Below are 13,213 nucleotides of genomic sequence, written 5' to 3'. Positions count from 1 at the left end.
TTTAGAGGAAGAACGAACGCAGGATAGTGGCGGCGACAATCAGGAAGATGCACGCCCCGAACCAACTGGCGGCAGTCTTTGAGGTATCGGGGTCGCCGCTTGAAAACTTGTTATATACTTTTACCCCGCCAATCAAGCCGCAGACCGCCCCGATTGCGTACACCAGTTTTGTTCCGGGGTCAAAATACCCGGTGATTAGGTTCGTGGCTTCGGTGATGCCCGCCTGCCCGTTTCCTTGTGCGTAGGCACTTACCACGGCGGCAAGTATAGCCGCCGACAAGAAGATTTTCTTTCTCATTGTGATTTGTTTTTAATGCCGGGCGGTGGGTGGATAGTCCGCCTTTCCCGGCTGGTGAATAATTTGAAATTTTAGTGGTCGGGGATAGTCCCGTTTGTCTGTTTGTTTTCAGGTTGCCAATCAACCGTAATCCCGTTGTTTCATGCTGTCAGGCTTATAATTATTATATTATAGGAAATCGTTCATGTCGAACGCTTCGTGTTCCTCGCTTGTATCGACAGTTCCGGCAGGGACAGCAGCCACAGCCAGTTCCGCTTCGTTGCGTCCCAGCAGTTCCGCCACCTTTGCCAGCCCGCCGTTGATGTTCTCCACCACCGCATCGTAGAGGTTCGTCCCCTCAATGCTTGCCAGTGTCCCGGCGGTTTGCCGTTTCTCCGCTTCGGTGGGGTTGTCGGCGTTCGCCGTGCGTACCGCTTCGCCCAGTTCATCGAAGCTCACGCCCGTAGCCCGCCCGGTATCATCGTCACCGTCCATGTACCCGGCTATTTCCTCGTCCTCGTAGTCGGGTTCGTCATTCTCGTAACCGGGCGTTTCTTCCGCTTCGGCTGCTGTTTCCGGAATGTTTTCTTCCGGCTGTCCGTCAGCCTGCGGCGCAAAAATAGTATCATTTTCAGCCGCTTGCGGGAGGTGTCCCGATTTGTCCTGCGCTGTCCCGATTAGTCCGCCCTTGTATCGGCTTTCACCTATCAGCGTGTAGCCTGAAACCCCGTTTCGTGGGAGTGGCGCATCATCCGTTCTGCCCGTTGATGTCCGGCTGTCCGTGTAGCGATACCACAGCCATAGGGCGATATAGTACACCAAAAGCCCGGTAAGTATGCAATAGATTATCATAGTCAGACAGGCTTTTGGAAGTGGCTTTCGTACAGGGTGTTTATCTCGTCTTGGTACTGCTCGAAGTGCCGCAGCAGAATGTTTTCCACGTAGCTGCTTACCGTCACCTTGCGCCCGCCTATCACCGTCACGATACGCATCAGCTTCTCGTGCGTGGTACGGCTCACGTACAAGGGCTGTCGGTCTGCCAGTTCCACTTTCTGAAAGTAAGTTTCCTGGTAGTCGCCCGAACCGCCCTTGCGCCTGCGGGGTGTCGGTTTCTCTACTTGCACCGTTTCTGTTTGTGTTTCTTGCGGTACATCATTCGTCTTATTATTATCTTGTTTACTGGGAACACCCTGCGAGATAAGCTCTTTCATGAAATCCTCGTCTATCTTCGGCATCCCGCCGCTTTGCTTTGCCATATCATTTTAATTTGATGTAGTACACTATTTCGGTTATCAGTTCTTCCAAGTTGCTTCCCCTTACCAGCGAGCGGCTGGCGGGAAAGAGCGTGGAGCGGAACACTGCCTTTTTATCCGCCACCAGTTCCTTTTTGTAGCGTTTGGTATCGGGGATAAAGGTTTTCATCAGCGGCAGTTCCAGTTCCTTAATGGTCTTGTCGTAGGCGGTGTAAAGGTCTGTTTTCTCCCTACCGTCCACCATGTTCCAAAAGAGGTACAGCCCGGCAAGTCGGCAGGCTTCATTCCTTACCAATAGCTTTTGGATAGCCATTGCGAACGACAGGCTGCTTTCCAGCACCACCTTGTCGGCGGAAATGGGTGTGAAAATGTAGTCCATGCCTGCAAGGGAGTTTATCACGCCCTCGCTGTTCACCGTGCCGGGCAGGTCGAAAAACACAATATCCGGCACGTGTCCGGCGGCTATATGTTCGTCAGCCGTTGCAATCGCCTTTTCAGGTGAACTGCACAATACCGGGTAGGCTTTCTTCCCCAGTCGGGTAAACTGTTCATACGCCATTCGCTTGTAATCTTCATCCGCCCCGACCTGCTCGGCATCCCGCTTTCGCATCCCGGCAATGGAGTGTTGCGGGTAGTCGCAATCGACCACCGCCACATCGTAGCCTTTGAGGTAGTAGAGGTAACTCGCCGCCAGCACGGTAAAGGTGGTTTTGCCGACTCCGCCCTTTTGGGTGGAAAAGGCGACATAAAGGGGTGTTTTCTCGTTTTCCATATTGCTTTCGTTCATTATTGGTTGATAGATTTATTTATTGCTTTCAATCAATCCAGCCATATAGCTTTCTTTGTTTCCATATTGCAATCTTGAAATATTGAAAGACTGTTTTATTTCAATCTTGTTTTCCAGCTTTCATTCTTTCTTGAAATATTGAAATCCTGCAATCACGTTTTCTTGAAATCCTGCTTTCTATCCTGCTTTCTTGCTTGAAATATGGCTTTCAACCTTGAAATCTTCTGCAAATAAAAGGAGAAAAAACGTTCGTTTTTAGATGTGTCCCGATTTGTCCTGCGCTGTCCCGATTTGTCCACCAACCGCCTATTTTACAGCATTATAAATCACCGTTACTTTGCAGCGGAGTAACGAACCGCAGGGGGCAAAGGTGTAAAACCGGGCTGGTGAACGGCAGGGCTTGCCGTTCCACGCTAACCCCAATCCGTCCGTGACGGATTTCGATTTTCGTCAGAAAATAGCAAGGTGTGTTTTGTATGCTACAAAACCGTTTTCCGTGCCTGAAAACGCCTTGCCCCTTGCGGGGGTAAAAATCACTCCGAAGTCGTAATTTTTTAATTGAAAGAAGCATGGAAACAAGAAAACCTAACAAGGGCGGTCGCCCCGCCCTCGCAGACCCGGCGAAGCATCGCCATGTCCTTTACCTGAACGACCGGGAGAATGCCCGCTTCCTCTCGCAATGGGAGCAGTCGGGCGTTACGAGCAAGTCCCGTTTCATCGCCGCCCGGCTGTTCGGCGAGCCGTTCCGGGTGGTGAAAGTGGACAAATCGGCAGTAGAATATTGCGCCCGGCTGACCGAATTTTACGCCCAGTTCCGGGCGGTTGCAGTCAATTACAACCAAGTCGTAAAGGCGTTGCACAGCAACTTTTCGGAGAAAAAGGCACTGGCTTTTCTCTATAAACTGGAGAAAGCGACCACCGAACTGGCGATGTTGAACCGTCAGGTTATCGACCTGACAAACGAGTGCAGGGAACTATGGTTGCCAAAATAAGCACGGGCGGCAATATGTTCGGCGCACTGGCTTACAACCAAAACAAGGTGGACAGCGGGGAAGCAAAGGTGCTTTTCTCCAACCGGATGCTGTTGGGCGAGGACGGGAATTTCTCTATCGGCGAGTGTATGCGCAGCTTTGAAATGCAGATGCCCGTCCAGCTATCCACCAAGAAGCCGATACTTCATATTTCCATAAACCCGCACCCGGAAGACGTGCTGACCGACCAGCAGCTTTCCGACATCGCCAAAGAGTATATGCGGAAGTTGGGCTATGGCGACCAGCCTTATCTGGTGTACAAGCATACCGACATCGACCGCCACCATATCCACATCGTGGGGTTGCGGGTGGACGAGAACGGCAGACCGCTGAATGACAGGTTCGAGCATCGGCGCAGCAAGCAAATCACCCGTGAACTGGAAAAGAAATACGGGCTGCACCCGGCAGAGCGGAAGGAACGTGCCGAACGCCCCGAACTGAAAAAGGTGGACTATGCCGCCGGGGACGTGAAGCACCAAGTCGGCAACACCGTGAAAGCGGCTTGCTATGGCTACCGCTTCCAGTCGTTCGGGGAGTACAAGGCTTTGCTTGCCGCTTACAACGTGTGCGCCGAGGAAGTCAAGGGCGAGATAAACGGCAAGCCCTATCAGGGCATAGTTTATTCCGCCACCAATGACAAGGGCGAAAAGACAGGCAACCCGGTAAAGGCTTCCCGCATCGGCAAGTCGGTAGGTTATGAAGCGGTGCAGCGCAGAATGGAGAAATCGGGCGAAGCAATCAGGAACGGGAAACTGAAAGAGCGCACCCGGAAGATTGTAGCCACTGCCATGCAGACCGCCCGCAGCCGCAAGGAACTGGAACAGCAGCTAAGGAAGCGGGGCATTGACGTGGTATTCCGTCAGAACGACAGCGGGCGCATCTATGGCGTTACGTTCATCGACCACGACAGCCGGGTGGTGCTGAACGGTTCACGCTTGGGCAAGGAGTATTCGGCGAACGTGTTCAACGAACGTTTTTCGGGCGAAACCGGAAAGATACACCAGTCCGAAGTGGCAGCACCGCAGCAAGACCAGCCCACGCATCAGGAACAGCCGGGCTTCACGCCGAAATCCGACATCGTTTCGGGCATGGCTTCCGTGCTGGGTGCTTTCGGCGGTTTGCTGGGCGGCGGTGCATCTGGCGGTGACGAGCCGCAGGACACCGCCCGCCAAAAGAGAAAGAAGAAAAAGAAGCGCACAAGGCGCATTGACTAACTTAAAAACATACAATTATGCAGCAAGAGGATGATTTGAGAGGGCTTGCAAGGGTCATGGACTTTATGCGGGCTGTCAGTATTCTATTCGTGGGAATAAACGTGTACTGGTTCTGTTACTCCACCCTGAAAGAATGGGGAGTGACGTTTGAAGTGATAGACAAGATACTGTGGAACTTCCAGCGCACCACCGGGCTGTTCTCGTCCGTCCTTTGGACGAAACTTTTTGCGGTGGTGTTCCTCGCCCTGTCGTGCATCGGCACTAAGGGCGTGAAAGAGGAAAAGATAACGTGGGCGAAGATACATTGCAGCCTTGTGGCGGGTGTCGTGTTGTTTTTCCTGAACTGGTGGCTGCTGGAACTTCCGCTGCCACATACGGCGGACACTGTGTTTTATATCGCCACGCTATCGGCGGGCTATATCTGTATGCTCATGGCGGGTACATGGATGTCCCGGTTGTTGAAGAACAACCTAATGGATGATGTCTTTAATACAGAGAACGAGAGTTTCATGCAGGAAACAAGGCTTATCGAGAACGAGTATTCGGTAAATCTGCCTACCCGGTTCTACTATAAGAAGAAATGGAATAACGGCTGGATAAATGTTGTGAACCCGTTCCGTGCCAGCCTTGTGTTGGGTACGCCGGGCAGCGGCAAATCGTATGCAGTGGTAAATAGTTACATAAAACAGCAAATCGAGAAAGGTTTTGCGCTCTACTGCTATGATTATAAGTTTCCCGATTTATCGGAAATCACTTATAATCATTTGCTTAACCACTTGGACGGGTATAAGGTAAAGCCCAAATTCTACATTATCAATTTTGACGACCCACGCAAGAGCCACCGATGCAACCCGATAAACGCCAGTTTCATGTCGGACATTGCGGATGCCTACGAAGCAAGCTACACGATAATGCTTAACCTCAATCGAAGTTGGATAAGCAAGCAGGGCGACTTCTTCGTGGAAAGCCCGATTATCCTGCTTGCAGCCATTATTTGGTACTTGCGCATTTATCAGGGCGGCAGGTATTGCACGTTCCCGCACGCCATAGAGTTGTTGAACAAGAAATACGCCGATGTTTTCACGATTTTGCGCAGTTATCCCGAACTGGAAAACTATCTTTCCCCGTTCGTGGATGCTTGGGAAAGTTCGGCAGTTGAACAGTTGCAGGGGCAGATTGCCAGTGCGAAAATCCCGCTTTCAAGGATGATTTCACCCGCCCTTTACTGGGTAATGACGGGCGATGATTTTTCACTTGACATCAACAACCCGAAAGAGCCTAAAATCTTGGTTGTCGGTAACAATCCTGACCGCCAAAATATCTACTCGGCGGCACTGGGATTATATAATTCCCGTATCGTGAAGCTGATAAACAAGAAAGGTCAGCTTAAAAGTTCGGTGATAATAGATGAATTACCGACTATATATTTTCGTGGGCTTGATAATTTGATTGCCACTGCCCGAAGCAACAAGGTTGCGGTTCTGTTGGGCTTTCAGGATTACAGCCAGCTTACCCGTGACTATGGGGACAAGGAAAGCCGTGTAATCCAAAATACGGTGGGCAACGTGTTCAGCGGTCAGGTAGTCGGTGAAACGGCAAAAATACTGTCCGAGCGTTTCGGAAAGGTGTTGCAGAAACGGCAGAGCATGACAATCAACCAGCGGGAAAAATCCACCTCGATAAGCACCCAAATGGACAGCCTGATACCCGCCAGCAAAATATCCAACCTCACGCAAGGTATGTTCGTGGGTGCTGTGGCGGACAACTTCGATGAACGGATAGAGCAGAAGATTTTCCACTGTGAAATCGTGGTGGACAATGAAAAGGTGAAGCGGGAAACCGCCCGTTACGTGAAGTTGCCGCAGATAATCGACTTCACCGACAAGGACGGCAACGACCGGATGCAGGAGGAGATACAAGCCAACTATGACCGCATCCGTCAGGAAGTCCGGCAGATTGTCGAGGACGAGATAACCCGGATTAAGAACGACCCGGAGCTATGCCACCTTATAAAAGAGGAAGAATAACCGATATTCTTTCCTGACAGACAGTATTTTTACTAATTTTGCAGACAAAGAAATGATTATGAATGAAAACCAAAATACGGAATGGAAAGAAAGCTGGCGTGACGAGTATCTGAAATGGATATGCGGCTTTGCCAACGCCACAGGCGGCAAGATATATATAGGTATGAATGACAACGGTAAGGTAGTCGGCGTTGCCGATGCCGACAAACTGCTGGAGGATATACCGAACAAAGTGCGTGACGTGCTGGGTATCATCGTGGACGTGAACCTGCTGGAAGAAAACGGGCTGAAATATATCGAGATTGACGTACCGCCTTATTCCAATCCTATCAATTACAAAGGTCAGTACCACTATCGCAGCGGCAGCACGAAACAGGAGTTGAAAGGTGCGGCGTTGAACCGTTTTATCCTGCAACGTACTGGCAGGCATTGGGACGAGTTTCCCATAGAGTGGGCAGGCATAGAGGAACTTTCCCCCGGCGCATTGAACCGTTTCCGCAAGGAAGCGGCGAGAAGCGGGCGTGTGGACGAAGATGTGTTGAAAGATACTACCGAAAATTTGCTGCACGATTTGCGGCTGATTGACACCCAAACCAACCGTCCGACCCGTGCCGCCTTGCTGTTGTTCCACCCCGACCCGGAACGCTTTGTAACCGGGGCTTATATCAAGATAGGTTTCTTCCGGGATGATAAGGGTAACTTGGAGTTTCAGGACGAGGTTCACGGCTCTTTAATGGAGCAGGTGGATAAGGCAATGGATTTGATAAAGACCAAATACCTGATTTATCATATATCATACGAGGGAATTTCCCGGCGTGAAACACCGCAGTTCCCGGTGGAAGCTATCAGGGAGTCACTGATGAATTGTGTGGCACATAAAGACTATGCCAGTGCCGTACCCATTCAGATTAGCGTGTTCCCCGACCATATCACCTTTTGGAACGCCGGACAGTTACCGGAAAGCTGGACGACCGAAAAACTTTTTGAAAGCCACCCGTCCTCTCCCTATAACCCGCTAATCGCCAACGCCTTTTTCAGAAGCGGGGATATTGAAAGCTGGGGACGTGGCTACAAGCGTATCTTGGAAGCTGTCAGCGCATACAAGTTGTTGCCACCCAAACTTGAAATGTTAAGCGGTCTGATGATTACCTATTATACCGATATACGTTCGCAGCTATTGGCGCAGCGAGTGGATGAAAGGTATATACCCATTATTGAGTATGCCGCCCAAAATGGGAGTATAAATAATTCAGATGTGCAGAATTTGTTAAATACCAGTAAAACTACTGCTTATCGAATTTTGTCGCAACTGGATAACTGGCTGGAAATACAAGGAACAACAGGAAAAGGCACTCATTATACACTTAAAGGGTTCACAAAGGGTTCATAATTGAATGTTTTTGCTTTTATGAAATGCTGAACTTCCTGTTTAACAAGCATTTGAAAACCATTAAAAGGGTTCACAAAGGGTTCATCGAAAGAGAGTGATTGATTTCACTCTCTTTTTTATGCTTAATTTCGCAACCATTGGTTGAATATTTTATCTTAATTGCGTTTTTCTTGTTTTATAATCCAAGTTGAACCGTGTCGTGGGAAGAATGGTCTTTGCCATTTCTGTTTGCAATACGGTTTGTCTGATGTCGCCCAGTATGTCCGCCACCACCTTTCTGACACGTGGCGGGTAACTTTTCGCCAAAGATACGATTTTTTCCAGTTCCAGCAGGCTATACCCGTTGAAATATTGGCTCTTGACCCGGTTGTAGATGTCCTGCCCGGTTGTTCCGGGTATGCGCTTCATGTCCTTTATCGCATCGAGCAGCCGCAAGTACGGGACAAGGCTTTCATCCGGGTAGTCCATGCAGTAGGCTTTCACGCACTCTATATCCAAGTTCTTGAAACGGAAACGGCGAACCGGGTTAGGAGTGGCTATCGTTATGGTTGTGGCTACCTGTTCGGTCAGCCCCATTTTGTTATAGACGTAAGCACCCGTGATATAGCCGTTCAGTTTTTCAGTCAGATAGCGGAACTGTTCATCCTGATAGACAGGCAGCTTTCCCAGTCCCAGCACTGATTTCTTGGGACGATAGTACGCCCCCTTTTCAACCCGTACCAGTACCCCTTTGCGGCTCTGTTCGGAAAGTAGCACCGCAACATTGGCGGTCTTTTCCGTTTCAAACGACAAATCCCGGAACGTGAATATACGCCCGGTATCTATCCGTTCAATCTGCCCAAGTATCTCTTTCCTGAATGAAGCCATATTTATGTACTTTGTTTCTATGAAGCAAAGATAGTATATTATGTAATCACCTGAAAAAACATAACAAATATTTTGCCGAAGATGTTTTTTATTTCTCCAACTATTGGTTGGATATTTTTTTATTCACTCGGACAAATTGGGACAGTACCGGACAAATTCGGACAGTCCTTGCCGCCCGTCCAAATATAGCATATTTAGTCGCTACCTTTGGGCGGGACTATTCCCGTAACCACTAAAATTCCAATTATTTATGGCAAACAGAATGACCCCGCCCGCAGAGGGGCAGGAAAAAGACGTGCTGCTGGTCTTGGATAAACAGCAGGGAAAGGTGAGTGCCGTTAAGGGTATCGACAAGGACGGCAATTTGCAGACCGTGCCACCCACTACCGGACACGGCGGCGAGTTCATGCAGGTGGACAAGAACAGCGATGTGTTCAGCAACTTCATTTCCAACTTCTACCGCAAGTATCAGGACACTTCCGGGCTGGAACTGTTCAGCGTCAAGGCTTCCGAAGCGGAGCGGGACGCAAAGGCAATCGAGGACAACCACCGCAACCCTACACCGGAGGGTGACAAGCGGGCTGAAATGCTTCGAGTTCCGAAGCCCGACTTCCACGAGTTCAAGCAGGGCTACCGCTTCGACCCGTCAAAAATCGACTGGGAGAACCTGAAAAAAGTCGGCATCACCGCCGACACCCTGAAAAACACGAGGGACTTCGACCGGGTGATGCGTGGCTACAAGTCCCGCAACACTTACACTGTTTCGGGGACGGTGGGCGGCTTCTATCTCAAACCTACCGATGTCAAGATCTCTTTCTATCAGGCAAAGGACGGCACGGTAGTACCCAAGCTACACGGCGTGCAGCAGGACGAAAAACTGTTGCAACGCCCGTTCCATGAACACGAGTTCACCAAGCAGGAACAGGGCAACTTGCAAGGCACTGGCAACTTGGGCGGCATCGCTGAAATCAAAGACCCGAAAAGCGGCGAGCAAATCCCCGTGTTCGTCAGCCGGGACAGGTACACGCACGAACTGGAGTATATGCGGGCTGACAAGTGGAAATGCCCCGATACAATCTGTAACGTGCAAGTCAGCCCGGAACAGAAAGCCGCCTTTGAAGCCGGGCAAGCGGTGAAAATGGAAAACCTGCAATTCAGGGACGGCACGCAGCGCAGTGCCTATTTGCAGGTCAGTGCGGTGGAGCGTGGCTTGGAGTTCCTGCCCCGTGCCGCCGTCCAGTTCTTGCAGCAGTGGCAGCAGCCCGCAGAGCGGCAGGTCGCCGGGCTAAAGGACGGCAAGGGCGTTGAGTTCAACGGTCATGTACAGCCCGGCGCACAGGGCAAATCCCCCGACAAGGTGCAGCCGAAAGACGTTACCCCCACCGCCGAGAGCCGGACGCAGGTAGCGGTCAATTCGGGGGGCAAGACCAACGAAGCCACCAAGCAGGGCAAAGAGCCGTTGAAACAGGGTCAGGACAAGCCCACCGCCAAGCAGAAAGAGAAGCAGGAGAAAGCGCAGGACAAGAGCCTGAAAGCTGACAAGCCCAAGAAGTCCAGAGGAATGAAAATGTAATATCCACCATTAAAAAGTAAAGAATTATGATTGCATTGATAGCAGAGAAGCCCAGCGTGGCAAAGGACATCGCCCGCATCATCGGGGCGACCGGGCGTAATGACGGTTATCTTTCCGGTAACGGGTATATGGTGACATGGGCGTTCGGCCACTTAATCCAGCTTGCCATGCCGGAAGCCTACGGCGTGGCGAACTTCCGCAGGGAGAGCCTGCCCATACTGCCGCCCGATTTTCAATTAATCCCCCGTCAGGTGAAAGCGGAGAAAGGTTACAAGGCAGACCCCGGCGTGCTGAAACAGTTGAAAGTGATAAAGGAAGTGTTCGACCAGTGCGACCGGATTATTGTCGCCACCGATGCCGGGCGTGAGGGTGAGTTAATCTTCCGCTATATCTTCCATTACCTGAACTGCCGGAAACCATTTGTGCGCCTGTGGATAAGCAGCCTTACCGACAAGGCAATCCGTGAGGGGCTGGATAACTTGCAGCCGGGAGAGCGTTACGATAACCTCTATTTCTCTGCCAAGTCCCGCAGCGAAGCGGACTGGCTGATAGGGATAAACGCCACCCAAGCGTTGAGCGTTGCCGCCGGGCAGGGGGTGTTCTCGCTGGGCAGGGTGCAGACACCCACGCTCGTGATGATATGCAGCCGCTATTTGGAGAACAAGAATTTCGTACCCGCCAAGTTTTGGCAACTCAAAGCGGCGACTGCCAGCGGGGGAATAAATTTTACCGCCCAATCGACCGCCAAGTGGGAACAGCAGCCCGAAGCCATAGCCGCCCTGCAACGGGTAAAGGATGCCGGGCAACTTGTGGTTAAATCCGTTGAGAGGAAAGAAGCCTGCCAAGAACCGCCGCTTTTGTACGACCTTACCACGCTGCAAAAGGAAGCGAACACGAAGCTGAACTTCTCGGCTGACAAGACGCTTTCCATAGCGCAAAGCCTGTATGAAAAGAAAGTGATGTCCTACCCAAGAACCGGAAGCCGCTATATTCCGGAGGACGTTTTCGATGAAATGCCGGAACGTGTCGCCCTGCTGGGGCAATACTCCCGCTTTGCCGGGTATGCCGCCGGGCTGGACGGCACACCCCTGAACCGCCGCAGCGTGAATGACGGCAAAGTGACCGACCACCACGCCTTAATCATTACCGAGAACCTGCCCGGCGAACTTTCCAAAGACGAGCGGGCGGTTTACGAGCTGGTAGCCGGGCGTATGCTGGAAGCCTTTTCGGGCAAGTGCGTGAAAGACGTTACCACCGCCTTGCTGTCAGGGGGAGATACCGACTTCACGGTGAAAGGGTCTGTGATGAAAGAAGCCGGGTGGCGTGCCGTGTTCGGCGAGCAGGAAACGGGCGGGGATGAAGAAGCCGCCAGCCTGCCGCCACTCCAAGAGGGAGAATGTTTGCCACTCTCCGGCGTGGATCTGCTCGAAAAGCAGACCAAGCCGAAACCGCTGCACACGGAAAGCAGCCTGTTGGCGGCAATGGAGAACGCAGGCAGGGAACTGGAAGATGCCGAACTGAAAGCCAGCCTGAAAGATGCCGGGATAGGCACGCCCGCCACCCGTGCGGCGATTATCGAAACGCTGTTCGCCCGCCAGTACATCGTGCGTGAGAAGAAGAACCTTGTGCCTACCGACAAGGGGCTTGCCGTTTATGGGATTGTCAAGGACAAGAAGATTGCCGATGTCGAAATGACGGGCATGTGGGAAACCGCCCTTGCCAAGATAGAAGCGGGCAGCATGGATGCCGACACGTTCCGGAAGGGCATCGAGGTGTACGCAACGCAAATCACCGCAGAACTGCTATCGGTGCAGCTATCTGTCGCTACTGGTGAAACCTGCCCCTGCCCGAAATGCGGCAGCGGGCGCATCCTGTTCTACCCGAAAGTGGCGAAGTGTTCCAACGTGGACTGCACGCTTACCATATTCCGCAACAAGTGCGACAAACAGCTTTCCGACAAGCAGATTGTCGAGCTGGTGACGAAACACAAGACCGGGCTAATCAAGGGCTTCAAGGGCAAGAACGGCAAGGCTTTCGATGCTTCGCTGGTACTGGACGAGCAGTTCAATGTCGGTTTTTCATTCCCCGAAAAGAAAGCGAAACCGAAGAAATAGCCTATCTTTGCCGCTGAAATTTCATTGTGATAGGTTTTACAGCTTATAATAATTGAAATTTTAGTGGTTGCGCCCGGAGGGAAACCGGGCGCATTTTTTATATGTTCCCGCCAAACAGGTAGGTCGAACAGACCACCCCGTTATCCAGCACCCTGCTTTCCGAGAGCTTCCACAGCGAGCCGGATGTTTCCCCGACAAAACCGATGCCTTTGCCCGCCATGACCGGGACGGTGTAGATTGTCAGGCTGTCCAGCAGTCCGGCTTTAATCAATGAAGTAAGCAGCTTGCCGCCACCCACCACCAGCATGTCGGTTTCCTGTTTCAGTTCATAAACCCTTTGCAGCGGTTCTTCGGTCAGGAACTCCACCCCGCAGTCCGGTGTAACGTTGGTGTCGTAGTGTGACACCACAAAAGACCGTTTGCTTTTGTGCGGCCACCCGCCCCAGTGTTCAAAGATGTAGTTGTAGGTGTTCGCCCCCATAAGCAGGCAGCTTGCGGCGGCGTGTTCCCTTGCCGCCAGTTCCTTGACCTCACGGGGCATCCAGTCCAGTTCATAGTCCGGCGTGGCGGTATGCCCGTCCAGCGATACGGCGATGTGCGCTTTGATTTGTTCCATATTATCAGGTATTAAAGTGATATAAATCCCTACTGTCTTGGCACGTTAGCCGCAACCCCAAAAA

Annotated in this window: 12 protein-coding genes; 6 read left to right on the top strand and 6 right to left on the bottom strand. The window is 51.6% G+C overall.

Going from position 1 to position 13,213, the window contains the following annotated elements; translation table 11 throughout:
• Window position 1 precedes the first annotated feature (1 nt).
• The 4 genes from ACESPU_RS02345 to ACESPU_RS02330 all read right to left on the bottom strand — a co-directional run bounded on the left by ACESPU_RS02345 (window position 2) and on the right by ACESPU_RS02330 (window position 2,317).
• Complete coding sequence (locus ACESPU_RS02345) at window positions 2-298, bottom strand: DUF4134 domain-containing protein (protein ID WP_004308755.1); 297 nt, start codon at window positions 296-298, stop codon at window positions 2-4.
• 168 nt (window positions 299-466) lie between these two features.
• On the bottom strand, window positions 467-1,129 hold the full coding sequence (locus tag ACESPU_RS02340; RefSeq protein WP_055295401.1) for a hypothetical protein: 663 nt from the start codon (window positions 1,127-1,129) through the stop codon (window positions 467-469).
• Window positions 1,130-1,131: 2 nt separating this feature from the next.
• Window positions 1,132-1,533, bottom strand: a complete 402-nt coding sequence (locus ACESPU_RS02335) for a DUF3408 domain-containing protein (RefSeq protein ID WP_055295403.1) — start codon at window positions 1,531-1,533, stop codon at window positions 1,132-1,134.
• Between the two features lies 1 nt (window position 1,534).
• Window positions 1,535-2,317 carry a ParA family protein gene (locus ACESPU_RS02330; RefSeq protein WP_055295405.1) on the bottom strand — a complete coding sequence of 261 codons (783 nt, stop codon included), beginning with the start codon at window positions 2,315-2,317 and terminating at the stop codon, window positions 1,535-1,537.
• A 569-nt stretch (window positions 2,318-2,886) separates the two neighbouring features.
• Between ACESPU_RS02330 and mobA the strand changes: the two genes are divergently transcribed.
• From mobA to ACESPU_RS02310, 4 genes are read left to right on the top strand one after another with little or no spacing between them, the layout of a single operon-like run.
• Entirely contained in the window at window positions 2,887-3,309 is a 423-nt protein-coding gene (gene mobA / locus ACESPU_RS02325) for a conjugal transfer protein MobA (RefSeq protein WP_055295407.1), read from the top strand.
• A complete protein-coding gene (gene mobB, locus ACESPU_RS02320; protein ID WP_146376205.1) occupies window positions 3,294-4,562 on the top strand; it encodes a conjugal transfer protein MobB in 1,269 nt (422 codons plus the stop codon). The genes mobA and mobB overlap by 16 nt, the downstream gene beginning before the upstream one ends.
• A gap of 17 nt (window positions 4,563-4,579) precedes the next feature.
• A complete protein-coding gene (gene mobC / locus ACESPU_RS02315; RefSeq protein ID WP_055295410.1) occupies window positions 4,580-6,589 on the top strand; it encodes a conjugal transfer protein MobC in 2,010 nt (669 codons plus the stop codon).
• 58 nt (window positions 6,590-6,647) lie between these two features.
• Window positions 6,648-7,979, top strand: coding sequence for an ATP-binding protein (locus ACESPU_RS02310; protein WP_055295518.1), 1,332 nt, complete (start codon window positions 6,648-6,650; stop codon window positions 7,977-7,979).
• Window positions 7,980-8,129: 150 nt separating this feature from the next.
• Here ACESPU_RS02310 and ACESPU_RS02305 read toward each other — a convergent pair whose 3' ends face one another.
• Window positions 8,130-8,846, bottom strand: coding sequence for a DUF6088 family protein (locus tag ACESPU_RS02305; protein ID WP_055295412.1), 717 nt, complete (start codon window positions 8,844-8,846; stop codon window positions 8,130-8,132).
• Window positions 8,847-9,096: 250 nt separating this feature from the next.
• Here ACESPU_RS02305 and ACESPU_RS02300 point away from each other — a divergent pair, with 250 nt between their 5' ends.
• Complete coding sequence (locus ACESPU_RS02300; protein WP_055295414.1) at window positions 9,097-10,419, top strand: DUF3945 domain-containing protein; 1,323 nt, start codon at window positions 9,097-9,099, stop codon at window positions 10,417-10,419.
• Between the two features lie 26 nt (window positions 10,420-10,445).
• Window positions 10,446-12,533, top strand: a complete 2,088-nt coding sequence (gene topB / locus ACESPU_RS02295; RefSeq protein ID WP_055295415.1) for a type IA DNA topoisomerase — start codon at window positions 10,446-10,448, stop codon at window positions 12,531-12,533.
• A 97-nt stretch (window positions 12,534-12,630) separates the two neighbouring features.
• Here topB and ACESPU_RS02290 read toward each other — a convergent pair whose 3' ends face one another.
• Window positions 12,631-13,149 (bottom strand): dihydrofolate reductase family protein, encoded by a 519-nt coding sequence (locus tag ACESPU_RS02290; RefSeq protein ID WP_004326099.1) that lies wholly within the window; start codon window positions 13,147-13,149, stop codon window positions 12,631-12,633.
• Window positions 13,150-13,213 lie beyond the last annotated feature (64 nt).

Source organism: Parabacteroides sp. 20_3 (assembly GCF_964238835.1).
In the GTDB taxonomy this organism is placed as follows: Bacteria; Bacteroidota; Bacteroidia; order Bacteroidales; family Tannerellaceae; genus Parabacteroides; species Parabacteroides distasonis.
Note: the sequence above shows the minus strand (reverse complement) of the source record. Positions and strands in the feature narration are given on the sequence as shown.

Excerpts from the sequence above, each read along its gene's own strand:
- ACESPU_RS02345 (WP_004308755.1), bottom strand. The coding sequence starts at position 298 with ATGAGAAAGAAAATCTTCTTGTCGGCGGCTATACTTGCCGCCGTGGTA.
- ACESPU_RS02340 (WP_055295401.1), bottom strand. The coding sequence starts at position 1,129 with ATGATAATCTATTGCATACTTACCGGGCTTTTGGTGTACTATATCGCC.
- ACESPU_RS02335 (WP_055295403.1), bottom strand. The coding sequence starts at position 1,533 with ATGGCAAAGCAAAGCGGCGGGATGCCGAAGATAGACGAGGATTTCATG.
- ACESPU_RS02330 (WP_055295405.1), bottom strand. The coding sequence starts at position 2,317 with ATGAACGAAAGCAATATGGAAAACGAGAAAACACCCCTTTATGTCGCC.
- mobA (WP_055295407.1), top strand. The coding sequence starts at position 2,887 with ATGGAAACAAGAAAACCTAACAAGGGCGGTCGCCCCGCCCTCGCAGAC.
- mobB (WP_146376205.1), top strand. The coding sequence starts at position 3,294 with ATGGTTGCCAAAATAAGCACGGGCGGCAATATGTTCGGCGCACTGGCT.
- mobC (WP_055295410.1), top strand. The coding sequence starts at position 4,580 with ATGCAGCAAGAGGATGATTTGAGAGGGCTTGCAAGGGTCATGGACTTT.
- ACESPU_RS02310 (WP_055295518.1), top strand. The coding sequence starts at position 6,648 with ATGAATGAAAACCAAAATACGGAATGGAAAGAAAGCTGGCGTGACGAG.
- ACESPU_RS02305 (WP_055295412.1), bottom strand. The coding sequence starts at position 8,846 with ATGGCTTCATTCAGGAAAGAGATACTTGGGCAGATTGAACGGATAGAT.
- ACESPU_RS02300 (WP_055295414.1), top strand. The coding sequence starts at position 9,097 with ATGGCAAACAGAATGACCCCGCCCGCAGAGGGGCAGGAAAAAGACGTG.
- topB (WP_055295415.1), top strand. The coding sequence starts at position 10,446 with ATGATTGCATTGATAGCAGAGAAGCCCAGCGTGGCAAAGGACATCGCC.
- ACESPU_RS02290 (WP_004326099.1), bottom strand. The coding sequence starts at position 13,149 with ATGGAACAAATCAAAGCGCACATCGCCGTATCGCTGGACGGGCATACC.